This is a genomic window from Caballeronia sp. dw_276 (assembly GCF_018449635.1).
In the GTDB taxonomy this organism is placed as follows: domain Bacteria; phylum Pseudomonadota; class Gammaproteobacteria; order Burkholderiales; family Burkholderiaceae; genus Caballeronia.
Map to the genome: position 1 here is coordinate 271,590 of NZ_JAAVUV010000008.1, position 24,936 is coordinate 296,525.

Genomic DNA, 24,936 nt, shown 5'->3' on the forward strand with positions numbered 1-24,936 from the left:
TCGCGTTTTGATTCGCGATGCCCTTTTTGTTTTGTTGAGACTTAGCCCTTCGTCACGCTCGCCGGCAAATCGCGGCCGTGATATTTCTTGTAGATCGTATTGAGGTTGCCGTTCTTCTGGTTGGTGCTGACCCAGTTGTTGACCCACTCTTTCAGCTTCGGCTCGTCCTTGTTCATCGCAATGCCGAGGTCGAAATCCTTCTGCGCAAACTTCAGTTCGAGGTTGCGGTTCGGCGCGCGCTTGACCATCTCGCTCAAGTTCGACGGCGTGCTGGAGAAGATGTCGACCTGCCCCGTCACCACCGACGTGATCAGCGTGGCGTCGTCTTCATAACGCTGGATCTGAGCGCCCTTCGCCTGTTGCGTGGTCAGTGTGTCGTTGACGGTCGCGCGCGTCAGGCCAATGGTCTTGCCATCGAGATCAGCGTAGTTCTTGACGTTCGTACTCTTCGTGCCACCCACAATGATCGTGATGACCGCGTAGGGAATCGAGAAGTCCACGACCTTCGCGCGCTCCGGCGTAATCGACAAATCCGCGATCACCAGATCCGCGCGCTTCGCTTGCAATGTCGGCACGCGCGCGGCGTTCGTGATCTGCACGAGTTCGAGCTTCACGCCCAGGTCCTTCGCAAGCGCTGCGGCGGTGTCCACATCGGAACCCGCAGGTTGCAGGTTTGCATCGGCGAAACTGAAGAGCGGCGTGCCCATGGCAATCGCAACACGAATCTTGCCGGCCTTCTTGATGTCGTCGAGCTGGTCGGCCATGGCGCTATGCGCCACGCCTGCGAGCAACAAAGCAGCCACACAGCCGCGCATGATGAATTGGGTTGTTTTCAAAGCAGTCTCCATTCTTATGGTCGGTTCAAAAGGTTTGTTTGACGCAAAGGCTAGAACTACAGGCCGTTATTCAGGAACGTGCGCAGTTCGGGTGTCTTCGGTGCATCGAGCATTTCGCCGCCACCCACTTCCCACACCTTCCCCTGGTGCATATAGATGATGCGATCCGCCACGCGCTTGGCAAACGCCATCTCGTGCGTGACGAGCAACATGGTCATGCCGCCCTTCGCGAGATCTTCCATCACGCGCAGCACTTCACCGGTCAGTTGCGGGTCGAGCGCGGAGGTCACTTCGTCGAACAGCATGACCTTCGGCGACATTGCGAGCGAACGCGCAATCGCAACGCGCTGTTGCTGACCGCCGGAAAGCTGCTCCGGATACGCATCGGCTTTTTGCCCGAGACCCACTTGTTCGAGTACACCCATCGCCACGCGACGCGCTTCGTCGCGGCTCATCTTCTTCACGTGGCGCAGCGCGAGCATGATGTTTTCTTCGACGGTCAGATGCGCGAAGAGGTTGTAGCTCTGGAACACGATACCCACTTCGCGGCGCAGCTGGTGCAGATCGACCTTGGGGTCATCGACACGAATTCCGCACACTTCAATGGTGCCGCGATCGATCGTTTCCAGCCTGTCGATACACCTCAACGCCGTACTCTTCCCCGATCCGCTCGCGCCGATCACAGCGATCATCTCGCCCTTTTCCACTTCCAATGAGACGCCCTTGAGCACCTGATTCGAGCCGAAGCTCTTATAGACGTCTCCGAGCTTAACGATTGCCGACATTGAGCTTTTTCTCCATCGATTGACTCCAGCGCGAGAGCGGATAACACAGCGCGAAATAGAAGACCCCGACCAGCCCGAACACGAGGAACGGCTGAAAAATCGAGTTGTTGATGATCTGCCCGGCACGTGTCAATTCAACGAAACCGATCACCGATGCAAGCGATGTCATCTTGATGACCTGCACCAGAAAACCTACCGTAGGCGGCAATGCCAGCCGCAGCGCCTGCGGGATGATCACGAGACGCAGTGTCTGCCAGCGCGTGAGCGACAAACACTCGGCAGCTTCCCATTGTGGTTTCGGCATGGCGTCAATGCAGCCGCGCCAGATATCGCCGAGATATGCGCTCGTATAGACCATCAGCGCGAATCCGGCCGCGACCAGTGCAGGCACTTCGAAGCCGTACACCGAAAAACCGAAGTAGACGATAAACAGCAGGATCAGCAGCGGAATGCCTTGAATGGCTTCGATATAAACCATCGCCGGACGGCTCAGCCAGCGGCGCTTCGAGATGCGCGCGAGCATCACGCCGAATCCGCCGATGCTGCCCAGCACGAATGCAAGCGCGGACAATGCGAGCGTCCACCAGATTGAATGTACTAAATAGAACAAATGTGCCGTCGTGAAGCCGCCGCTCATGCTGCACCTCCGGGTATTACGGTATCGATGCGGCCTTGATCAGGCGCCGGCTTCCCGGCGCGCTCTGCCGCCTTGCGCATGACCCGCTTGCGCTTGAATGCCACCTCGCCCACCGCCCACGCCGCAAGCTTGATCAACAGCGACAACGCCAGGTACAGCAACGCCACCACAATGTACGTTTCAAGCGAACGGAAGGTGTCGGACTGCACGGTGTTCGCGGTCGCCGTCAGCTCTTCAGCCGAGATTTGCGACGCGATCGCAGAGGCCTGCATCATCAGGAGGAACTGGCTGGTGAGCGCCGGATACACCTTTTCAATGGACGGCTGCAGCATCACGTGCCAGCCAATCCGCCAGCGCGACAGGCCGAGGCATTCCGCCGCTTCAAGCTGGCCGCGCGGCACGGATTCAAGCCCCGCACGAATGATCTCGGCCGCATAAGCACCAATGTTGATGATCATCGCGAGCGCGGCCGCCGTGAACGTTGGCATGCGCACGCCGAAGCTCGCGAGCCCGAAATAGAGCAGGAAGATCTGTACGAGAAAGGGCGTGTTGCGCACGGCTTCGATGTAGATCGAACATGCACGCGATAGAAGCAGGTTCTTTCCGCGCTTGGCGAACGCCACGAGCGTACCGACGATCACGCCGAAAAAAACCGCCACCGTTGTCATCTTCAGTGTGAGCCATGCTCCTTTGAGGAACACCGGCCAGTACGGAAGCAACGGACTGAAATCGAGATGGAAATTCATCGCAGCAATGTCTTTGGTTGATACGAACGCAGGCTTGGCCTGCCGCTCGCGCCCTGCTTGCGCTCTGCTGGCGCGCTATCAAGCCAGGCTTGGTTTGGGTATTCGCTATTGCAACAACACCCGGACGCAGCGTTTTATTCAAATGGCCCGGTCGTGGTGAACGCGCCACCCTGCAGCACCGCCACCGCACTGCCCGGGGCCGGCGCGGGTTGCGCCTCGACCTTTTCCCGGAACGGCTCCGATGAATCACGCGGCGCGAAACCGAGCTTTTCGGCGAAGCGGTTATCCCACCATTTGATCTGGTTGTCGGACATCCCATATACGACAGTGTGACCAACGTCGGGCGTAAAAAGGCTGCGCTGCAAGAGGTCGAGCAGGTCGTCGTAGCTGAGCCAGCTCGCCATCATGCGGCGGTCTTTGGGCTCCGGAAACGCCGAGCCAATACGAATGCTCACCGTCTCGATGCCATACCGGTCGAAGTAGAACTGCGCCACGTCTTCGCCAAATGATTTCGACAAACCGTAATAACCATCCGGACGCCGCAGCGCGTGCGCGTCGATCTTCTCGTCTTGCCGATAAAACCCGGTGACGTGATTCGAGCTTGCGAAAATGATGCGCTTCACACCGTGCTTGCGCGCCGCTTCATAGAGGTTGTAGACGCCCTTGATATTCGCTTCCAGCACTTCCTCGAAGGGTCTTTCCACCGATACCCCGCCGAGATGGATCACGGCGTCGCAGCCTTGAACGAGTGCACCGACGGCCTGCTTGTCCGACAGATCGCAGGGCACGACTTCTTCGTTGGGTGCGGCTTCGGGCGGGAGTGCCGCTGCGAGATCCGAGATCCTGATGGTCCCGGCAAATGAAGCCACGCGCGGACGAATGACCTTGCCGACGCCGCCGGCAGCGCCAGTCAGCAGCAAGCGATTGAACGGGCGAATGTTGTCTTGGTTGGCCATGTGAGCCTGTCTCCATTAAGCGCGGCTGATCAGAGTTTGAAGAACTCCGGTTGCGATCGAATCAGCCGCCTAAATCATGTGTCATTGTACGTTGTCATATGACTATAGCGTGCATATAATCATTCGCTAATGCGTTTGTCAACGATTCGCGAACATTATCCCAAACGAGGTGGCCGTGCTCAGATCGCCCAATGCGCTCTTCGAACCGTCTGGACAGCCAGCTACGCGGCGAAGTCTGACAACTGAACTCGTTGATGCGCTCCGGTTGCAGATCGAATCCGCCGAGCTGCGCGTGGGCGACCGGCTCGCGACCGAAGCGGAAATGGTGCAGCGCTTCAACGTGAGCCGAACCGTCGTGCGTGAGGCGTTATCGAAATTGCAGGCGGCTGGATTGGTAGAAACCCGGCATGGCATTGGCACGTTCGTATGCGAGGCACAGCCGCGCTCCCTCTTCCGGCTCGATCCCGAGGACGTAGCGGGTTCCATCGACGCCCTCGCCGTCCTCGAACTCCGGATCAGCCTGGAAACCGAGAGCGCGGGACTGGCCGCAGCACGCTGCGATAAAAGCCAGATCGCCGAGATGCGGCAGGCGCTGATCGAATTCGAGCACAACGTGGGCGAAGCAACCGAGACCATTTCGCCCGATATCCGCTTCCACCTGGCTATTGCGAACGCCACCGGCAACCGCTACTTCGTGGAAATCCTGAAGCACCTCGGCATGCACATGATTCCGCGCACTCGGATCACGCGAACGCAGATTCCGCCCGTGCAATACGCCGAGTACCTGACGCGCGTGAACCGCGAACACGAGCAGATCTGCGATGCGATAGAACGTGGCGATGCCGATTCGGCGCGTACCGCCATGCGCCTTCATCTGATCAACAGCCGTGAGCGTTTGCGTCGTGCAAAAGAAAATAGCTGAAGATGCTTAGCGTTTGAGCGGCGCCGCAACCGATGCACGACGCGTGACCGTCACCGGAAACTCGCGATAAATCGGGTACTCGGTCCCATAGCATTCGTTCAGCAGCCATCGGACGGCGTTTTGCGTGAGATCAGCCGTCGGAATATGCACCGATGTCAGCCCCGGCGCTGAAAATGCTGCCGAGTAGTCATCGTCGTAACCGATCACGGAAACCTCTCGCGGCACCGAAATGCCTGCTTGCTGCAGGCACGACAATGCGCCGATTGCCATGGTGTCGTTGGCGCAGAACAGCCCGGTGAAACGCTTCTTCGATGCAAGCAGCAACCGCGCCGATTCATACCCGCCTTCCGGCGAAAAGTCGGATTCGATCATCTGCACATCGTTGCGATCGATTCCGCTACGCGCCAGTTCTTCGAAGAAACCGGCGAGCCGCGCCTGGTTGTCGAACGCCATGAAAGGCCCTGAAACCACGGCTATTTTCTTGTGTCCGGCTTTAATGAGCGTCTGCGCCGCCAGCGTCCCGCCGCGATGATGATCCGGACAAAACGACGCCTCAGGCATCTGCGCAAATTCACGATTGAGGAACACCATCTTCGGATGCATCCGATGCAGCTTGACGAGGTCATCGTCGTGCAGGTCGTGGCTCGTCACCACCACGCCGTCGCAATCGCGCCCGATCAAAAACTGCACGGCATCGACTGCCTGATCGCGAGGAGAATCGTCGCCGTAGCCTGTAGCGACCACGACATGCCGGTGGACCTTGCGCAGCTCGGTATCGGTTTGCTTGAGGATCGTGCCGTAGTACGGCCCATGAAACGACGGCACGAAAATACCGATCATGCCGAGCGATTGCTTCGACAACGCGCGCCCTATGGACGACGGCCGGAAATTGAGCTCGGCAATCGCCGCCTGCACGCGTGCGAGTGCATCGGCCGATACCGGTCCGCGGCCGGAGATGGCCCGCGATGCCGTGGACATGCCCACGCCGGCAAGAACCGCGACGTCCTTCAGGGTTGCCACTTTGACTCCATGCATTAAGGTCTATAACCGGTCGCCGCTGGTTTCATCGAAGAGAGAAATGCGTTCTTTCTGGATCGAAAAACCGGTGACTTCATCGACCGCCGCCGTCGCGGATTCCTGCGCGATGGAAGCGATCTGGGCGCCATGATAATCGAGCCAAATTACCCGGTGGTTGCCCATGGGTTCGACGAGCGACACCGTTCCCGTGTGTTCAAACGCAGGATCGATCAAAACGTCCTCAGGGCGCACGCCAAGCACGCAAGGCTGATTTTCGCGCGGAGTCCTGACGAAGGGATATGCCGACACGTCCACGTCGATATGATCGTTCTGGAACTGGATGCCGCCCGATTCATAGTGAAGCGTGCCCTTGAGCAGGTTCATTCCCGGCGATCCGAGGAAGGTCGCAACAAACAGGTTGTTCGGCCGCGCATACACTTCGGCCGGCGTGCCGATCTGCTGAATCACGCCGCCACGCATCACGGCCATGCGGGTTGCGAGCGTCATGGCTTCCACCTGATCGTGCGTGACGTAGATCATCGTGGCGCCAAGACGCTTATGCAATTGCTTGAGCTCCCGCCTGAGCTCGGTGCGCAGTTTGGCATCGAGATTGGAGAGCGGTTCATCGAAGAGAAATACATCAGCTTCGCGCACGATGGCCCGACCGATCGCCACGCGCTGACGCTGCCCACCTGATAGCTGAGCGGGCCTTCGCTTCAGCAGCGGGCCGAGCTGCAGCATCTCCGACGCACGCGTGACGCGCCGTTCTATCTCTGCCTTGGGCGTCCCCGCGATCCGCAATCCGAACGACAAGTTGCGCTCCACGTTCATCGTCGGATAAAGCGCATATGACTGGAAAACAAGTGCGATGCGGCGATCCTTCGGGTCGGCCCAGGTCATGTCCTGGCCGCCTATTTCTATGCTGCCGCCACTGACATCGATCAACCCGGCAATGCTGTGAAGCAAGGTCGACTTGCCGCAACCCGATGGTCCAAGGAGCACGAGGAATTCGCCCGGCTCGACTTCGAGATCCAGTGATTCGATGATCGTGTTGGCCCCGAGCTGGATTTCCAGATCGCGGATGGAAACATTCGACTTGGCTGTTGACGTGACTGTAGACATGGATCGCCCTGGATTAACCCTTGACCGCACCGGAAGCAATGCCGCGCACGAACCAGCGACCCGACACAAAGTAAATGGCGAGCGGCACCATGGATGTGAGAATGGTCGCCGCCATGTTGACGTTGTAGAGACGCTCGCCGGTCGTGGTGTTGATGATGTTGTTGAGCTGCACGGTCATCGGCAGGTTCTTGGTGCCCGCGAAAACAAGGCCCAGAATGAAGTCGTTCCAGATACCCGTGACCTGCATGATGACCGCGACCACGATGATCGGCGTGGACATGGGCACCATCAGTTGCAGAAAGATGCGCCAGAAACCGCCGCCATCCACCCGCGCCGCCTGGAACAATTCATGGGGCAACGCCGCATAGTAATTGCGGAACAAGAGCGTCATGACCGGCATGCCGAAGATCGTATGAATCAGCACGATACCCGGCAGCGAGCTAAACAGATGCACCGTCGCGAGCACGCGAACCAGCGGATAAACCATCACTTGCACTGGAATGAACGCGCCCATCAGAAGGATCGCGAACAAGGTGCTTGCACCGCGCGGTTTCCAGAACGAGAGCGCATAACCGTTCACCGCGCCCACGAGAATGGACAGAATCGTGCTTGGCACAACGATGCGAACCGAATTCCAGAACCCGACCTGAATGCCCTTGCAATCGAGACCCGTACACGCGGATTGCCATGCTTCGCGCCACGCATCGAGCGTGAAATTAACCGGGAACGCGAGGATGTTGCCCATGCGAATTTCCGCCATCGGCTTGACCGATGTCACGAGCATCACGTACAAGGGCAACAAGAAAAATAGCGCCGATGTCAGCAGGAACGCATACACGCCAAGTCGCGCGGGAGAAAAGCGCGGCTTGCGTCGAAGAGTCGGGCGTAGTGTAGTACTAGTACTCATCGTGCATCTCTCAAGCGCAACGCGCGGCTGCGAACATAGAACACGGGCGCGAGGATCGCAAGCACGGTGACCAGCAAAACGATCGATGCCGCCGATGCCAGCCCCAGATTCGCGCGCCCGAACAGATAGTCCATGATGAACTTCGCGGGCACTTCGCTCGCGGTGCCGGGGCCGCCTTGCGTCATTGCAACGACAGCGTCGTAGAGCTTGATGACCATCACGAAAAGCAGGATGAACGCAGTTGAAATCGATGCGCCGAGCATCGGGATCACGATGCTCACATACACCCGCCAACGCGGAATGCCATCTATACGCGCTGCCTTCCAGATCTCTTCATCAATGCCGCGCAAACCCGCAAGCAAGAGCGCCATTACCAGCCCCGACGCCTGCCACACGGTCGCGATCACGAGGGTGTAGACCACTTTGTCCTGATCGACGATCCAGTCGAACCGCGCATGCGTAAAGCCGATTCTGTGCAGCACCTCCTGAATCCCGAGTTGCGGATTCAGGATCCACTGCCAGACAAGACCGGTCGCCACGAACGACATTGCATAGGGATATAAAAACACCGTGCGTAACGCGCCCTCGCCCACCACCTTCTGATCGATAAACACCGCCAGCAGCAATCCGATCGCAAGACACACGACGATAAACAACACCCCGTAGATCACGATGTTCTGCAACGACAACATCCATCGGTCGTTGTTGAAGAGCCTCACATACTGCGAGACGCCCGCGAAGCTCGTGGACGCGAACGTACGCGAGTTCGTGAACGACGTGCGCAAGCTCCATAACATCGTGCCGAGATACGCAAACACGACGGTCAGCGCAAGCGGAACGAGCGCAATGTAAGCGGCCAATGGAAACCGCTTTCTCAGCGGTTTCCTTTTCGCATGCCTTGCGGCGGGGCGCAGGGCTTTGTCGGCGGGCGTCACGGCCATCAGCTTTTGAGCCCGCTCGCGAAGGCCTTTTGTGCATCCTCAACCGACTGGTTCTTGTTCCAGAAGTTGGTGATGACGTCCTGCAATGCACCGTTGATATCCGGCGGCGTCAGCATTTCCGGATTCGGCAATTGCCGAGACTTGTCCTTCATGATCGCGATACCCATCTTCGCGCACATGTCGAGGCTCGAATCGTCGATGTCCGAACGAATCGGAATCGAGCCCTTCTTCGCGCTGAACGCAACCTGCGCAGCCGGCGATGTCATCACTGTCGCCAGAAGCTTCTGCGCCTTGATCGCGTTGGCGTCGTCGGTCTTGGGGAACACGAAGGCGTCGCCGGCCACCAGATATGGCGAATGCGGACCGAAGCCCGGGAAGCAGCCGAAATCCTTGCCGGCAGATTGTTTCGCCGCAACGAACTCGCCCTTCGCCCAGTCGCCCATGATCTGCACGCCGGCCTTGCCCGAGATAACAAGCGCTGTTGCGTCGTTCCAGTTGCGTCCCGGCGAACCCGGATCGATGTAGTTATGCAGCCGCTTGAACTGCGTTAGCACTCTCTTGAAGGCATCGGATTTGACTGCGTTCACATCGCGATCACGATAGATCTTCAAATACAGGTCGGGGCCGCCGACATCCGCAAATACGGCATCGAACGTTATCTTTTCCTGCCATGCCTGGCCGCCGAGCGCGAGCGGGATCACGCCGGCTGCTTTCAGCTTGTCGAGGTCCGCGATGAATTCGTCGTAAGTAGCGGGTTCTTTCGTGATGCCGGCCTTCTGGAACGCCGGCTTCGAATAGAAGAACCAGGCGGGCATGTGGATATCGACGGGCGCCGCGTAATAGTGACCATTGGACTTGATGCTCTCGATGATCGATGGCGGAAAGGTCTTGTCCCAGTTCTCTTTGGCCGCGACATCGTCGACGTTGTTCAACAGACCCTGGTCGATGATGTCGTGAAATTGCTTCGATGTATTGAATTGCGCGGCGGTCGGCGGATCGCCGCCCATGATGCGGTTCAACGCCGTCGAGCGCGCCTGGTCGGCGCCAGCCACGGCGTTGTCGACCCACAGGCCGCCGGCCTTGTTGTAGGCATCGGCGAATTGCTTGATGGCGGCCGATTCACCGCCCGACGTCCACCAGTGAATCACGGTGGCTTTCAACGGATCGGCGTGCGCCGCGCTCGAGGCCGCAACGGCGGCAATGACACTGACAACCAACTTCTTCATGCGGTTCATTGAGTCTCCTCCGGGCTGTCTCGCCCATGTGGTCCAACGGAATCGGCACTGATGCTCGGGTTAGGTGCAGTTATGCGCGGGCGTTACGCTCCTCGAGGAACTTCGCGATCAGTTCAGCGCTGCGTTTGAACGTGCGCTTCTGCGTCTTGTAGTCCACATGAACCACGCCGAAACGACGCTCATAACCAAAGGCCCATTCGAAGTTGTCCATCAGCGACCAGATGAAGTACCCGCGTACGTCCACGCCCGCCTTGATTGCGCTATCAACGGCTGCGAGATGGCGCTTGATGAACGAGATGCGTTGTTCATCGTTCACCTGGCCATCGACTACCTCGTCGTCCGACGCCATGCCATTCTCGGTAATGTAGATGGGCGGCAATTGCGGGTACGTCTTGTGGAATCCGATCAGCAGGTCGCGCAGTCCATCGGGATAAACCTCCCAACCCATTTGCGTGCGCTCTACGCCTTCCAGCGGCACTTCAGTGAAGCCATGCGCGCCATCGCTTTTGACGTTGGTGCGGAAGTAATAGTTGATGCCGAGAAAATCCAGCGGCGTGCCGATGGTCTCCATATCGCCATCCAGAACCAGCGGTTCCGTACCCGGCCACAACTCGAAAAGATCCTTGGGATAGGACTTCTTCAATAGCAGATCGAGAACCCATGCGTTGTGCTGGACTTCGAACAGGTGAGCCGCGTGCTTGTCGGCGGCGCTGTCGGTTTCGGCCGAGCTCTTGCCCATGTTCGCGACAATGCCGATCAGCGAGCCGGGATCGTTCGCCCGCAAGACCTCGACGGCCTTGCCGTGCGCGAGCAGCAGATGGTGCATTGCTTGCGTGGCGTAGCGGCCATTGGCCAGACCGGGCGCATGATGTCCGTTGCCATATCCCAGGAACGCGGAGCACCACGGTTCGTTGAGGGTGGCCCATGCATCGACCTGGCCTTTGAGCTCGCGGCTCATCAAGTCAGCGTATTCCGCAAACCGATAAACAATGTCGCGATTCAACCATCCGCCACGGTCTTCCAGATACTGCGGCAAGTCCCAGTGATACAGCGTGACGAAGACCTTGAGCCCCTTCTCTTTCAGGCGCCCGACGAGCTTTTTGTAGAAATCGATGCCCTTCTGGTTCGGCCGGCCCGCTTCGTCCATCACGCGCGGCCATGCAATCGAAAGGCGGTAGCCGTCGACATTGAGCGCCGACAGCAGATCGAGATCCGATTCCCAACGATGATAGTGGTCGCAGGCCACCGCGCCTGTGTCGCTGGCAAGCACCTTGCCTGGCGTGGCGGAGAACGTGTCCCAGATCGATGGAAGCCGGCCGTCTTCATCGACTGCGCCTTCGATCTGGTACGAAGCGGTCGCGGCGCCGAGCAGGAAATCGCGTCGCCAGAGGGCGGAATCGGCGGGTGGGGAAAACGGATCGCTGGAAACAACGGATGCGTCGAGTGCCACGGAAACTCCTGTAGATCGGTGGAGTGGAAGCGCTTCCACAAGCGCTTGCGAACGATAGCAGCGCCGATTAAACAGGGGCAATCCGGGTTTGTATGGATGCGGGGGGGATGACGCGGCGAAGTGGTGAGCGGCGTGGACGACGGCGCCAAAGGCGGCTAGCCGATCACCACGCCCCCGTCGGAATCAAGCTTTGTACTTGGCAAGCTCCACGCTCACCTGGCGCACGCCACGGGAATCCGTGCGACAAAACACGTCCCCGCTTCCGCCGATGAACTCACCGACAACAACCCGCCATGGTCCTTCACGATCTGCGAGCAGATGTAAAGGCCAAGCCCAAGGCCGCCGCCCGGCTGGCTGGTCGCGGGACGCCAGTACGGTTCGAAGACCTTTTGCAGGTCCTCCAGCACAATTGGGTAACCCGAGTTCGACACGCTGATGACCAGGTCGTCCGCCTCGACGCAGGCATCGACAAGAACCGGTTTATCTGGCGCGCCGTGATGCAGCGCGTTGGCAAGCAGGTTCGACAACAACTGCTGCACGCGGCCGCGGTCGCAATCGATGCTGCGGTTGATCTCGATATGTTCCAGCACAACGCGCCCCGGGTTCGCTGTGCGCAGTTCCGCGACGATATCGGCAAGCGCATCGGCTATGTCCCTGGCAGGAGCGAGCGTGACGCCCAGCCCGCCGCCGAGCCGGCCGCGCGCGAAGTCGAGAACGTCGTCGATCAGCCGTGACATGCGCTTGGTCGTCGTGCGCAGACGTGTCCCAAGCGACACGAGGCCTGGGTCGTCGCGACGGGTCAGAAGCTCGGCGGTTGCGCCGACAGCCGCAAGCGGATTGCGCAAATCATGACCCAGCACCGCGATGAACTGCTCCCGCAACTCGGCCGTCGCCCGTTCGTCCAGCAGCGCGGCTTCGGTCGCCGAGCGTTCGCGTTCGCTGTCGAGTTGCAGCGCGATCAGCTCGGCGAAGAGCGTGAACATGGTGAGCGTGCGAGTATCGGACACAACGGCCGGACGCGGATCGATTGCACACAGATTGCCGAAATACTCGCCGTTGGGCAGGATGATCGGCACCGATATATAACTTTCGATGTTATAGATGCGCGGCGTGTGATGATTCTGGTAGACCGGATCGGCGCTGGCGTGATCCACGACGATCGGCACGCGCCGCGCCCGCGATTCGCTGCATAGCGTGGTGTGGACGTCGAGCTGGCCGCCGGCCACGAGCCCGAATTCGATGTTGTCCTGTACCGCGCACGCGGTCCAGGTTCCCTCGGTGACGCGCGCGACCGCAGCGAACCCGAGCCCGGTATTCTTGCAGATGACGCGCAGCATGGACGGCACCGCGCCGATGCGCGCCACCGCAGCCACGTCGCGGGCGATATCGTTGTCGCTATCACTCATGTGCGCGCGCTAGGATAAAAAAAAGGAGTTGCATTAGCGTCGGAATTTTAGCCTCAGGCACTGGAGTCCATGGTGCTAACCGGTCTGGATTGTGCGACGGACCACAAAAAAGTGCGCTCATCTGCCATGCTGTGTTTTGCAAGCCGCCGTGATTGTTGCTATTTTCCCCGGATTATCGGCTTCACGCATGAATGGAACGGCGCGTAACGCAGAATATGCTGCGCAGTCATACAACGTGCTAACACGATACAACATGCAGCGCCGCAGCGGCTCGATACCGAAACCCAAGATGTTCCCGTACCTACATTTTTACAAAGAAGAACAATGACCGGAGCAGTCCTTTCCAAGTCGCCCACTGGCATCTCGGGTTTCGACGACGTGACCCTCGGCGGCTTGCCCCTCGGCCGCCCGACCCTGATGTGCGGCGCAGCCGGATGTGGCAAGACACTTTTTGCAATGACCTTTCTCGCCGAAGGCGTCATCAGATACGGTGAACACGGCGTACTGGTCAGCTTCGAGGAATCTGCGGCGGACCTGGCGGCCAACGTCGCGTCTCTCGGCTATGACGTGAATGCGTTGATCGAGGAGAAGAAGCTTGCCATCGATCACGTGAAGATCGACCCGACCGTCATCGAGGAAACCGGCGAATACGACCTGGAAGGCCTGTTCGTACGCCTCGATTTCGCCATCCGGAGCGTGAACGCCAAGCGCGTGGTGCTCGACACACTTGAAGCATTGTTCGCAACCTTTCCGAACCCTGTGCTGCTGCGCGCGGAACTGCGGCGCCTCTTCGACTGGCTGAAAGAGCGTGGTGTTACGGCAATCGTGACGGCGGAGCGCGGCGCGGGCGGGCCGGGACAACTCACGCGTCATGGCATCGAGGAATACGTGTCCGACTGCGTGATCCTGCTCGACAACCGCGTTGAAAACCAGGTCAGCACGCGGCGCCTTAGGATCGTCAAATACCGCGGTTCGGCGCACGGAACCAACGAATATCCGTTTCTCATCGATACCACCGGCATCAGCGTCCTGCCCATCACCTCGGCGGGCCTGTCGCATATCACGTCGAGCGAAACCACATCTACTGGAATTGGCGATCTCGACGCCATGCTGGGCGCAGGCGGGTATTTCGTGGGGTCGAGCGTGCTTGTTTCCGGGCTCGCCGGAACCGGCAAGACGACCTTCGCGGCCAAGTTCGTGGAGGCACGTTGCGCGCTTGGCGAGCGCACGCTGTGGTTCGCGTTCGAGGAATCGCCAGAACAGATCGTGCGGAACATGCGCTCGGTGGGCGTGGAACTTGCGCAGTACCTGGGGAACTCGCTGCAGATCGAATCGACACGGCCCAGCTTCTTTGGACTGGAAATGCACCTGGCGCGAATGGCGCGGGATATCCGGCAGTTCCAGCCCTCCGCCGTCGTTATCGACCCGATATCGTCACTGCGCGGCGTTGAATCAGAGGTGCACGCGACATTGCTGCGGCTCGTCGACATGCTCAAGGCGCATGGCATTACCGCAATTTTTACCAGTCTCACGACCACCGATCAGGCATCGAGCATCAACGACCGCAGTATTTCGTCGCTGATGGACACATGGATTTCGCTGTCGCATGTGGAAACGAACGGCGAGCGCAATCGGCTCGTGTACGTGCTGAAATCGCGCGGCATGGATCACTCCAATCAAGTACGCGAATATGAAATCAGCAAGGAAGGAATCGCCATGGTGCCGGCTTACGTGGGTCCGCGCGGCGTGCTGACCGGCTCAGCGCGGCTCGCGCAGGAAGTGCAGGAACGCGATGAGATCGTGGCGCGGGAAGAAGCCGTGCAGCAAAAGATGCGCGAGCTTGCGCGGCGCCGTAAAGTGGTCGAATTGCAGGTCGCCGAATTGCAGTCGACGCTTGAAGCCGAAGCGGCCGAGCTTGACGCGCTCATTGCGCAACGCGACGAACGCGAACGCACTCGCGACGCCGACCGCGTTGAAATGGCACGTATCAGGCGCTCGAAGCAATGACCGGCCACGAATTTTTATTGCGCTATTTGCCCGCGCCGCGCAGGAGCCTGGACCTTCGCTCCGGGATTCGCTCATGAGCGCCCGTCCCGTTGGCGCGGACAGTGGGCTTTCGCCGTCGGAGCCGCCGGCGAACCTGCTGGTGCTGCGCCTGTACGTAACGGGGAACACACATCGCTCCACGCGCGCCGTGGAGAACGCGCGGCGTCTGCTTGAAATCTACGCGGCAGGACGCTTCGAGCTTGAAGTCATCGATATCTATCTGCATCCCGAAGCCGCCATTGCCGCGCAGATCATCGCCGCGCCCACGCTGGTGAAGCTCAATCCCGGACCGCTGCGGCGGGTGATCGGCGACCTGTCGGATTCGGACAAGGTAATCGCCGCGCTCGGCCTGAACGCGCTCGCAAGCACATCCTTGAAGACCTGACGCGCATGCCCGATCAATTCCGCGACCCGTCTGTCCTGTCGTCACTGGAAACCGCGTCCATCGATGAACTGCGCGAGCGGCTGCGCGAGGCTGAAGACACGCTCGACGCCATCCGCAGCGGCGCGGTGGACGCAGTCGTCGTGGGCAGCAACGAAGACAGCCGCATCTATACCCTTGAAAGTGCTGACCGGCCGTATCGCGTGCTGGTCGAGCAGATGCAGGAAGGTGCGGTCATGCTTTCGAGTGACGGCACGATTCTCTATGCGAACGAACACGCCGTGCAGTTGCTCGATCGCGAAGTGGAGCATGTCGTCGGCCGGGCGTTCAGCGCGTTCGTGCTTGAGGGCCAACATGCACGCTTGGCCGAACTGCTGCACGAAAGTGCGACCGGCACCGCGCGCGATGAACTCACGGTGTTGTCGGCAGGCGGCGAAACGCCGGTGTATTGCAGCTTCAAGGCGCTCGACGCCGAACGCGATCGCGACCGCCTGATCTGCGGCGTGATCTCCGACCTGTCCCAGCAACGGCAGATGGAAGCGCGTTTGCATCAGGCGCAAAAGATGGAAGCGGTTGGCCAACTGACAGGCGGTCTCGCGCACGATTTCAATAACCTGCTGCAAGCCATTCACGGCAATCTGGAACTGATCAAACGCATGCCGGCCGACTCCGGGCGCGTGCTCGGCTGGACCGGCAACGCCATGCGCGCGGTAAGCCGCGGCGCCAAGCTGACTGCGCAATTGCTGGCGTTCTCGCGCTCGCAGAAACTCGAATTGAAGGCGGTTGCCGTGGCGCAACTCGTGCACGGCATGGCGGATCTCTTCGATCGCACGCTGGGGGCATCGGTTGATTTGCGGCTGGAACTCACCGACGAAACCGCGCTCGTGATCGCCGATGCAACCCAGCTCGAACTCGCACTCCTCAATCTCGCGATCAACGCACGCGACGCCATGCCGTCGGGCGGCGTGCTGCGCATCGGCACGGTATCGAGGACGATTGCGGACGACGCCGATCTCGCCGATGGCGACTACGTCGAGCTCAGCGTTGCCGATTCCGGCACCGGCATGCCCGCCGATGTCGCAGCACGCGCCTTCGAGCCGTTTTTCACGACCAAGGAACTGGGTGCGGGCACGGGTCTCGGACTCGCTCAGGTGTATGGCATCTGCCGGCAGGCGGGCGGCCATGCACGCATTGAAAGCAGTCCGCATGGCACGCGCGTGTCGCTGTTTTTGCGCCGCTCGCCCGAGGTGCAGGCGGCGCAGGACCCATCAGCGGCATTGGTGGTCAACTCGAGCAATAAAACCGCGCCGCACATCCTGGTGGTCGACGACGATCCCGATGTGCGCGCGTTCATGGTGGAGACGCTCGTTTCGCTGGGGTATCAGGTGGACTCGGCGGCGAGTGGCCGTGCAGCGCTGGACATGATGGCCGAAGCGCAGCCTGACTTGCTGGTCCTCGATTTCGCAATGCCGCATCTGGACGGTGCGGCGGTCGCAAAGCTGGCACGCTCGAACGGTTACGTGATGCCGATCGTCTTTGCCAGCGGCTACGCGGACAGTTCGGCGCTCGATGCCGCCATGGGCACGAACATATCGTTGTTGCGCAAACCGTTTTCGATTGCCCGCTTGTCGGCGGCGGTCGCCGCGGCGTTGTCGGCGGAACGCTGATTGAAGCTCACCAGCGGCGCGATGCCGCTGGTAGCGCTGCTTGCGCAAGCACCGGGGCAGTTGTTTCCTCGATACCGGCATCGCTGCGCCGCCGCGCCTGCTCCGACTCTTCGACGAGCCGGTTCGCTTCCCAATCGCGCTGCCACTCCTCGACTTCCTGACGCCGTTCGATCGCGAGGCGCGCGTCGTCTTCCTCGTCGAGCCAGGCGGAGAACGTCGAGAACGCGCGCTGCACTGCTTCATACTGGGCGGCCGGGCCGGATACCGTGAACAGCAAACGCTCGCCGTGTCCCGGATGGGTCCAGTAGATCGCGGTCTCGTGTTCGGTCGCGGTGGCGGCCTTCGCGTAGGGCACGACGTACGCGCCCGATGCCGGTTTAGCCGGAGATACCGGCGCAAAATCGCTCCAACGCATCATCTCTTCTCTGGACGCTTCGAACTGTGGCGCTTCCGGCTTTACATCGCGCGGCGCCCGTTCTTTCGTCACGATCTTGACCGGCCACTCGAAACTGCCCGAGCGCAGGCGCTGGAACTCGCCGGGGGCATCGCTGGAAATGAATTCCTTCGATACCCGGTTCACATTCAGCGTGCGCGAAGCCAGCCGCAATACCAGATCGACACCGCCGCCGATCACGCGGATACGGCGTTCGTCTGCGCGGATTTCGGCCACGCACGGCGACGACACCGGCGATTCGCGCCGGTCGTCCATATATCCATGCACCCAAAGCACCGCCAGCACGAGCAACGACACCGCGATCGCGACGTCGGTCTGCGGCGCGAGGACGAGCCCGGCAAAAAGCATGGCGATGGCCACGGCGAACGTGCTGATCTTGATGAACCGCCCGAAGGCAGTCTCAGCATGGAAGAAAGCAAGCAACCACATGATTTTCCCGGATCTTTTCTTTGTTTTGACTTCATTGCCGCGGCCGGCAAGCGCGAAGGTCTAAATCGCCCGGCCTGCGAAATGCACGATGCCTCGCAGAACACTGAGTAAAAACTTCAAGGAAACGCTGCGGAAACCCCCGTTACCGCAGCGCCCCTTTCTCTCACACACGGCCCCGCCAGTTTCAGCAATGATGCGCGCGGCTCACTACGCCGCCCTCTCATTGCGTCCGCCTTTTCCACCCATTCCGTTCGCAACATTCAACACGCGCTTACAAATGACTCCACGCTCAGTCAGGCGCGCAGTTCGCGTACGCGCGCAGCCGTTTCCGCACCAATGCTGCGTGCATTGCGTACCAGACGCGCATTGGCAGCCGTACGCAGACTCGTCACACCGCTGGCAGAACACCGGGCGCGCGCTTCCGTTGGCGTGCAGCCAAATCGTTCCTTGAACGCCCGGTTGAACGTCGATTCGCTCATGAAGCCGACCGCGCACGCAATGGCGCCGATCAGGTCGCGGGTATGCATCGGCGATTCAAGGCGGCGCATGGCTTCGTCCAGCCGGCGCGCACGCACGTATTCGGCTACGCCGCCCATCGGTTCGAAAAGCTCGTACAAAGCCGTGCGCGATACCTTCAGTGTTTCCCGCAAGCGCGCCGGCCCGAGAGTGGGATCGGCGAGATTTCCTTCTATATAGCTGAGCGCCTGCGCCCGGACCATCGGCGTCAAGCGCGGGTCGCCGGACTCTTCGCGGCGCTCGGCACGGCGCAGCACGCATGCGGCCAGGAAGTCGAGCGTGGCTTCGCCGGCGACGCCCGATTCTTCGTCGTCCATCGATGTCGCCACGTTCGCAAGACTGCGCATATGCGCTGCGACCAGCCGCCCGATCGGGTCAGTCGCCGCCCAGGACAGACCGTGCATCTGCAGCAAGCCGCCGGTGCGCCGGTCGATCGCCTGACGTGGAATCATCAGCGTCAGCATGGGCGCGTCGCGGCTGACGCCGGTGTTTTCAACGGCCAGATCGCGCACGACCACGGAGCCGAGCGAGACCTCATGCGTGTCGCGGCCGAACGTGGACATCAACCTGCCGTCGAGCAGGCAATGAACGAGGTAATGATCCACGCCGGACGTCGCGATCTTGCGCTTCGTGCGCTGGAACGCGACTTCGCCGTGGGTGATGTGAGAGGTGAGCAGCATGCCGCCGAGCGCCCAGCTTTCCTGGCTGGCCCGAAACGGCGTGGCCGAATTGCTGGGGCGCTGGATCTCGAACATGGCGTCGAGCCCTTCGCGCCAGATTTCCTCGGCGTCGTTTTCCGCGAACTCGGCGCTGTCGAATTTGAGGATCAGTGGCATCGCATTACTCTGCCTATTTTATAAACCGGGCTGACTTTTGAATTGTCTTTATATACTTGACTGACGCTGATTTCGAAATAAAGCTGATTACCGGATGTTTCCCTTCATTCAGGATCGTTACTTGACGACCCTGGACTTATTATCGGCTTTCACTCGTCAAACTTTAATGCCGGTTTAAAACGGCAGGATGACAGACGCGGGTCCGGGGTCACCGGAAGCGCCAGGCGACGCGGCGTCTGCATGAGAGCCAAGGATTGAATCAGGGCCGAATCTGATCAACGCCCGGATAAAACCGGCGCTCGATCAAAGCTGCGCCGCACGAGATGCCAGCGGACGCGTTCTTGCAGTTCTTTATCGAGTTCCGTCAGAAAGCGCGTTTTACCCGCAATAACGGCGCCCACCGGCACGCCATCACGATAAAGCACGCGATTACCCGGCATTGCAGGGACTTTTTCTCCGGGCAATAACGTTCCTGCGAGGTTCAGCGGATCGACGGCGCTGATTGCGATCAGGCTGCCATCGGCGGGACGGTTGCGCATGTCGCGTAACAGCGGCACGGCTTCGGGCAACGCGAACTGCTCTCCCGACAAGCCGGCGACAAAGCGCCCGCCGCGAATTTCGCCGCGCGCTTCCAGCCGGTGAAAGACGCGCAGCAAGTCGCGCCACGGCGGCAGCCAGTCGGCTTCGCGTTCCAGCAGGCGCCAGAACACGACGCCGTAGCGGCGCAGCAAGGTCACGGCGACGTGTTCCAGCGCGTCGGTTGCAGCGCCTTCGGTCTGCGAGCGGCGCAACAACGCCCAGCGTCCGGCGTCGTCCATCCCGCCTATGAAACGCCCTCCACGTCTCGGCCTGCGGCTACCGAATGCAGTGCGCCGCGAAGCGGGTGCGAGCAAGGCGCGCAGGCCCGCGAAACTGTCGGCATTGACCAGTCCCATCGATACCAGTTCTCCCAACGCCGTCTCGAGTTCGGTGTCGAGCAGACGCACGTCGGTGCGCAGTTCGTCGAAGAACATCGCGCCGTGTCTGGTCAGGGCATCAAAGACCATTTGCGCGCGCGATGAAGGCTCGGGCGATTGAACCGGCTGCATCAGCGCGTTCCACGCAGGCAGATTGCGGCGCGGCAATAAAACGATGGGCGTGGTGCGCACCGGACCACCGGAGCTGCGCGATCGCGCGCCCGGCCTGCTCCAGACGACCTTGCCGGCACGGCAGAGATCGTCGAGCCAGGACATCGAATATTCGCCGAGCCGCGCGGGCAGGATTTCGTCTTCCCAGGCCACCGCCGGCGCTTCGTAACCCTCGAGCTGCTCGATGACCGACATCAGCGCGTCATGGCCATCGGCATGCGGATCGGCTTTGGAATCCGCGCTCAGATGCTGCCAGTCGAATTGGAAACGCATGAAGTCCTGCAGTTCGACCGGTTCTATTTCGCGTCGCAAGCGGCGCACGGTGTATCGATGAATACGGGCAAGCAGATGACGCTCGCACCATTCTTCTTCCAATGCGCCCGGACTGAAGCGGCCGCGCATGACGTAACCCTCGGCTTCGAGGCGCGTAAGCGCGAGCGCCACGGATGAGGCCGGGACCACCAACGCGCGTGCGATTGCTGAGACCGGCAGCGGGCCAAAACCGCTCAATCGCGCGCGAACGATTTCGGTGAGTGCATCGTCTTCGTTCCATGTCTCGTCGAAACCGGCGAGCGGTTTCAAGAGCGGCTGCATGGGCGCGACCGGATGGATGGCACGCACGCATGTGAGGCGTTCGAGTGGCACCCACAAGCCTTCATTCGATGCCACCAGCAACCGCGTTGCGCGTCCGGAATTTGCCAAAGCGACGAGCCATGCGGGCCAGCCATCGTTGGCGTGCGCCTCGGCGTCGGTGATGCAGGCAAGTGTGGACAACGCTTCGTGCATTTCGTCGGCGTTACGCACCGATGGCCACGCTTCTTCGCGCACGCCCTCGATGGCTCCGGCGTCGAGCGCGCCGAGATCATCGGCGGATTCGGGGTCGGTCCAGCGGCGCGCTAGCACTGCCTGCGTGCGGCGTTCCTCGATGGGGGCATCGTCGAGAAAAGCGTATGGACGCGCCGATAAAACCTCCGCCGCCAACGGCGACGGCGCCGGCAGATCGCGCGTGATCAGCTTGATGTCGCCGCTTTCGATACGGCGCAACACCGCGAGCCACGCGTCGCAATCCATGGCGTCGTGCAGACAGTCATCGATAGTCTGGTCCACCAGCGGATGACGCGGCACCTCGCGCTCGCCCACCACGTTTTCGATGCACGCGACTTGATCCGGGAACACGGCCGCCAGCAGATCCTCGCTTTTCATGCGCTGCAATTGCGGCGCGACGCGTCTTCCTCCGGCATAACGCGGCAAGGCGAGCGCGTTGGTCGCGTTCCAGCGCCAGCGCACGCCAAAAAGCGGCGCGTCGAGCAGCGCCTGGACCAGCACGTGTTCTGCCGTAGCCGAGCGCAGATAACGCCAGACTTCGTCGAGCGGAAAACTATGGCTGCCCGTCAGCGAGAGAACAATCGCATCCTCGGTCGCCGCCGCCTGCAACTCGAAGTTGAACGTGCGGCAAAAGCGCTTTCTCAGCGCCAGGCCCCAGGCGCGATTCACGCGGCTGCCGAACGGCGTGTGAATGACGAGTTGCGTGCCGCCGGAGGCATCGAAGAAACGTTCCATCACCAGCGTATCTTGTGTCGGCAAGACGGAAAGCGCCGCGCGCGAACGCGCAAGATATTCGACGATCTGCCGCGCTGCGGCATCTCCAATACCCGTGGTTTCATCGAGTTTCGTGATCGTTTCGTCAACCGTGGCTGAACCGAGCCACGCGTCCACGTGCTGATGCAACCGCGCGATCGCAGCAGACAGTTCGTCGCTGCGGCCCGGCGCCTCGCCGAGCCAGAAAGGAATGTTCGGCGGCTGGCCGTGGGCGTCTTCCACCCTCACCCGGCCGCCCTCCACGCGCAGGATCTTGTACGACGCATTGCCGAGCTGGAACACGTCGCCGGCAAGACTTTCGACCGCGAAATCCTCGTTGACCGTGCCGATCTGCAAACCCTGCGGTTCGAGCAGGACGGCGAAGTCGGCGTTGTCGGGAATCGCGCCGCCGGACGTGACGGCCGTCAATCGGCCGCCTCGCCGTCCTCGCAACGTATGCGTCACCGCGTCCCGATGTACATAGGCGCCGCGCACGCCGGTTCGTCCCGTGTAGCCTTCGGCGAGCATCCGCAACACCGCGTCGTATTGCGCGCGTTCGAGCGTGGCGTACGGCATCGCGCGGCGCACGAGCGCGAACAACGCATCCTCGTGCCATTCGCGGCTCGCCACTTCGGCCGCGATCTGCTGCGCGAGTACATCGAGCGGCGCGTTCGGGATATGCAGCGCGTCGAGTTCGCCGCGCGCGACGCAATCGAGCAGCGCGGCGCATTCGATCAGATCGTCACGGGATTCGGGAAAGAGCCGCCCTTTCGGGGTGCCACCGACCTGATGCCCCGAGCGCCCCACGCGCTGCAAAAATCCACCGATCGAGCCCGGTGAACCGAGCTGGCAGACAAGCTGCACGTCGCCGATATCAATGCCGAGTTCCAGCGAGGCCGTCGCGATCAGCACCTGCAACTCGCCGCGCTTGAGACGCTGCTCGGCGTCGAGCCGCTGCTCTTTTGCAAGGCTGCCGTGATGCGCGGCGACTGCGGCACGGCCGAGCCGCTCGGTTAGATGGCGTGCGACCCGCTCGGCCATGCGACGCGTGTTCACGAACACGAGCGTGGTGCTGTGCATGGCGACGAGTTCGGCGAGCCGGTCGTAGACCCGTTCGCGCACGTCGTTCGACATGATCGCGTCGAGCGGCACGGGCGGCAGTTCGAGCGCGAGATCGCGTTTGCGGACGTGGCCGACATCGACAATCGAACACGGACGGTTGCCGGTCAAGAATTTTGCGACCAGTTCGATCGGTTTTTGCGTCGCCGACAACCCCACGCGCACCGGCGTTTCCTGTCGCCGTTCCACGCACAACGCATCCAGCCGTTCGAGGCTGAGCGAGAGGTGCGCGCCGCGCTTGTTCCCGGCGACGGCATGGATTTCATCGATGATCACCGTGCGCACGGTGGACAACATCGAGCGTCCGGAATCGGAGCTCAACAACACGTAAAGCGATTCCGGCGTAGTGACGAGAATATGCGGCGGGCGCTTTTTAACGGCGTTGCGTTCCTTTTGCGTGGTGTCGCCGGTGCGAACGGCAGCGCGGATTTCAACGGGCGGCAACCCTAGGCGCTCGAGTTCCTTCGAAATTCCGGCGAGCGGCTCTTCAAGATTCAAGCGGATATCGTTAGAAAGCGCCTTTAACGGCGAGACGTAGACGACCGTCGTCTCGTCGGGCAACGCATGCTTCACGCCTTCGTGCACAAGCTGATCGATTGCCGCGAGGAACGCCGTCAAGGTCTTGCCGGAACCCGTGGGCGCTGCGACGAGCGTTGAACGGCCGGCCTTGAGCAACGGCCAGGCGCGCGCCTGCGCTTCGGTGGGCGCGGCGAAATGCCGGTTGAACCAGCTCGTGACGGCGGGGTGAAAGCCGTCGAGCGGTTTGGGATTGGCTGGGGGCCTGGCGATCATTCCCAATTATATTGCCGATGAAAAAAGTCCGTGCGCGAGCAGCACGCCCATCCTTATTTTCTTTCCAAACGTGAAATAAATCTGCATTACTTAATAATTCGTCTTGATTACATCCAATGCAACAATAGTTCATCGATGAATTTCAGTTAGTTAAGTTTTAACTACTATGCAATACTGAAAATGTAGAAGCTCACGGAAGGTTTAACCGCTTCGCTCGTGCATCGACCAGTCCTTAGTCATGCATATGAAAGTTTCAAACCATAAAAAGGACTCCACAATGCCTCTCGGAATCTCCCCCGCACGTCGCGCATTTCTTCGCGATGCCCTCGCCATGGCGCCAGCCGCCGCGGCAGCCGGTACAGGCATGCTGGGCGCCACGCTTGCCAAGACAGTCTCCGCCGCCGGCGCACCTGCGTACCGGCCGGCCTACTTCAGCTCGGCGGAGTGGACCACGCTCAACGCGCTGGTCGACCGCCTGATTCCTGCCGATCAACTGGGTCCCGGCGCGCTCGAGGCAGGCGTGCCGGAGTTCATCGACTTGCAGATGAACCTCCCTTACGGCTACGGCGCCCTTTGGTACATGCACGCGCCGTTCGTCAAGGGAGCATCGCTGCTCATGGGTTATCAACTTGAATTCTCACCCCGCACAATGTACCGCAGCGCGCTCGCCGGTTTTGAGCAGGCAGTTCAAGCGCTGCACAAACAGCCATTCAACCTCCTCGACGAAGCTGCGAAAGACGCACTGATCGCTGATCTCGAACACGGCACTCTGCGTATCGGCGACGTACCTCCGGTGGACTTCTTCACGCAACTGCTGCAGAACACGCACGAAGGGTACTTCTGCGATCCGAAGCACGGCGGCAACAAGAACATGGCGGCGTGGCGAATGATCAACTTTCCAGGCGCGCGCGGCGACTACACGGACTGGGTCGAACAGTATGGCAAGCACTATCCGTTGGGGCCAGTATCCATTGGTTGAAACTCAGCGAGAAAACTGAAACACGTTTCGGCGACATCGCCCTGTTGGAAA

General features: G+C 60.7%; 20 protein-coding genes. 5 read left to right on the forward strand and 15 right to left on the reverse strand.

From position 1 onward, the window contains the following. Positions 1-41: 41 nt before the first annotated feature. The 5 genes from HB633_RS19065 to HB633_RS19085 form a co-directional block, all read right to left on the reverse strand. Complete coding sequence (locus HB633_RS19065) at positions 42-848, reverse strand: transporter substrate-binding domain-containing protein (RefSeq protein ID WP_213779733.1); 807 nt, start codon at positions 846-848, stop codon at positions 42-44. Between the two features lie 44 nt (positions 849-892). Further along, positions 893-1,621, reverse strand: a complete 729-nt coding sequence (locus tag HB633_RS19070) for an amino acid ABC transporter ATP-binding protein (protein WP_213779734.1) — start codon at positions 1,619-1,621, stop codon at positions 893-895. Further along, positions 1,605-2,258: an amino acid ABC transporter permease gene (locus HB633_RS19075; RefSeq protein WP_213779735.1), complete on the reverse strand. Its 654-nt coding sequence runs from the start codon at positions 2,256-2,258 to the stop codon at positions 1,605-1,607. The genes HB633_RS19070 and HB633_RS19075 overlap by 17 nt, the downstream gene beginning before the upstream one ends. Next, positions 2,255-3,004 carry an amino acid ABC transporter permease gene (locus tag HB633_RS19080; RefSeq protein WP_213779736.1) on the reverse strand — a complete coding sequence of 250 codons (750 nt, stop codon included), beginning with the start codon at positions 3,002-3,004 and terminating at the stop codon, positions 2,255-2,257. The genes HB633_RS19075 and HB633_RS19080 overlap by 4 nt, the downstream gene beginning before the upstream one ends. A 134-nt stretch (positions 3,005-3,138) precedes the next feature. Then, complete coding sequence (locus tag HB633_RS19085; protein ID WP_213779737.1) at positions 3,139-3,960, reverse strand: NAD(P)-dependent oxidoreductase; 822 nt, start codon at positions 3,958-3,960, stop codon at positions 3,139-3,141. A 175-nt stretch (positions 3,961-4,135) separates the two neighbouring features. Between HB633_RS19085 and HB633_RS19090 the strand changes: the two genes are divergently transcribed. Then, complete coding sequence (locus HB633_RS19090) at positions 4,136-4,882, forward strand: FadR/GntR family transcriptional regulator (RefSeq protein ID WP_346730339.1); 747 nt, start codon at positions 4,136-4,138, stop codon at positions 4,880-4,882. 6 nt (positions 4,883-4,888) lie between these two features. On the opposite strand, the gene HB633_RS19095 is transcribed toward HB633_RS19090, so the two are convergent. From HB633_RS19095 to HB633_RS19125, 7 genes are all read right to left on the reverse strand, one after another. Further along, a complete protein-coding gene (locus HB633_RS19095; RefSeq protein ID WP_213779739.1) occupies positions 4,889-5,902 on the reverse strand; it encodes a substrate-binding domain-containing protein in 1,014 nt (337 codons plus the stop codon). A gap of 21 nt (positions 5,903-5,923) precedes the next feature. Further along, on the reverse strand, positions 5,924-7,021 hold the full coding sequence (locus HB633_RS19100) for an ABC transporter ATP-binding protein (protein ID WP_213779740.1): 1,098 nt from the start codon (positions 7,019-7,021) through the stop codon (positions 5,924-5,926). Between the two features lie 13 nt (positions 7,022-7,034). Beyond that, positions 7,035-7,928: a carbohydrate ABC transporter permease gene (locus HB633_RS19105; RefSeq protein WP_213779741.1), complete on the reverse strand. Its 894-nt coding sequence runs from the start codon at positions 7,926-7,928 to the stop codon at positions 7,035-7,037. Continuing rightward, a complete protein-coding gene (locus tag HB633_RS19110; protein ID WP_213779742.1) occupies positions 7,925-8,869 on the reverse strand; it encodes a sugar ABC transporter permease in 945 nt (314 codons plus the stop codon). Before HB633_RS19110 ends, HB633_RS19105 begins: the two co-directional genes overlap by 4 nt. Continuing rightward, complete coding sequence (locus tag HB633_RS19115; RefSeq protein ID WP_213779743.1) at positions 8,869-10,104, reverse strand: ABC transporter substrate-binding protein; 1,236 nt, start codon at positions 10,102-10,104, stop codon at positions 8,869-8,871. The genes HB633_RS19110 and HB633_RS19115 overlap by 1 nt, the downstream gene beginning before the upstream one ends. 70 nt (positions 10,105-10,174) lie before the next feature. Further along, complete coding sequence (locus HB633_RS19120; protein ID WP_213779744.1) at positions 10,175-11,554, reverse strand: GH1 family beta-glucosidase; 1,380 nt, start codon at positions 11,552-11,554, stop codon at positions 10,175-10,177. Positions 11,555-11,766: 212 nt separating this feature from the next. Further along, the gene (locus tag HB633_RS19125; RefSeq protein WP_213779745.1) at positions 11,767-12,960 is read right to left on the reverse strand and encodes a GAF domain-containing sensor histidine kinase; all 1,194 of its coding nucleotides are present in this window, start codon (positions 12,958-12,960) and stop codon (positions 11,767-11,769) included. A 324-nt stretch (positions 12,961-13,284) separates the two neighbouring features. Here HB633_RS19125 and kaiC point away from each other — a divergent pair, with 324 nt between their 5' ends. From kaiC to HB633_RS19140, 3 genes are all read left to right on the forward strand, one after another. Continuing rightward, a complete protein-coding gene (gene kaiC, locus HB633_RS19130) occupies positions 13,285-14,967 on the forward strand; it encodes a circadian clock protein KaiC (protein WP_213779746.1) in 1,683 nt (560 codons plus the stop codon). A gap of 73 nt (positions 14,968-15,040) precedes the next feature. Next, complete coding sequence (locus tag HB633_RS19135) at positions 15,041-15,391, forward strand: circadian clock KaiB family protein (protein ID WP_213779747.1); 351 nt, start codon at positions 15,041-15,043, stop codon at positions 15,389-15,391. Between the two features lie 5 nt (positions 15,392-15,396). Next, complete coding sequence (locus tag HB633_RS19140) at positions 15,397-17,055, forward strand: PAS domain-containing sensor histidine kinase (RefSeq protein WP_213779748.1); 1,659 nt, start codon at positions 15,397-15,399, stop codon at positions 17,053-17,055. 7 nt (positions 17,056-17,062) lie between these two features. Here HB633_RS19140 and HB633_RS19145 read toward each other — a convergent pair whose 3' ends face one another. From HB633_RS19145 to HB633_RS19155, 3 genes are all read right to left on the reverse strand, one after another. Then, positions 17,063-17,938, reverse strand: a complete 876-nt coding sequence (locus HB633_RS19145) for a hypothetical protein (protein ID WP_213779749.1) — start codon at positions 17,936-17,938, stop codon at positions 17,063-17,065. A 293-nt stretch (positions 17,939-18,231) separates the two neighbouring features. Further along, positions 18,232-19,290, reverse strand: a complete 1,059-nt coding sequence (locus tag HB633_RS19150; RefSeq protein WP_213779750.1) for a helix-turn-helix domain-containing protein — start codon at positions 19,288-19,290, stop codon at positions 18,232-18,234. A 275-nt stretch (positions 19,291-19,565) separates the two neighbouring features. Beyond that, positions 19,566-23,906 (reverse strand): DEAD/DEAH box helicase, encoded by a 4,341-nt coding sequence (locus tag HB633_RS19155; protein WP_213779751.1) that lies wholly within the window; start codon positions 23,904-23,906, stop codon positions 19,566-19,568. Between the two features lie 277 nt (positions 23,907-24,183). On the opposite strand from HB633_RS19155, the gene HB633_RS19160 reads away from it, so the two are divergent. Beyond that, positions 24,184-24,885 carry a gluconate 2-dehydrogenase subunit 3 family protein gene (locus tag HB633_RS19160; RefSeq protein WP_213779752.1) on the forward strand — a complete coding sequence of 234 codons (702 nt, stop codon included), beginning with the start codon at positions 24,184-24,186 and terminating at the stop codon, positions 24,883-24,885. Positions 24,886-24,936: the final 51 nt, after the last annotated feature.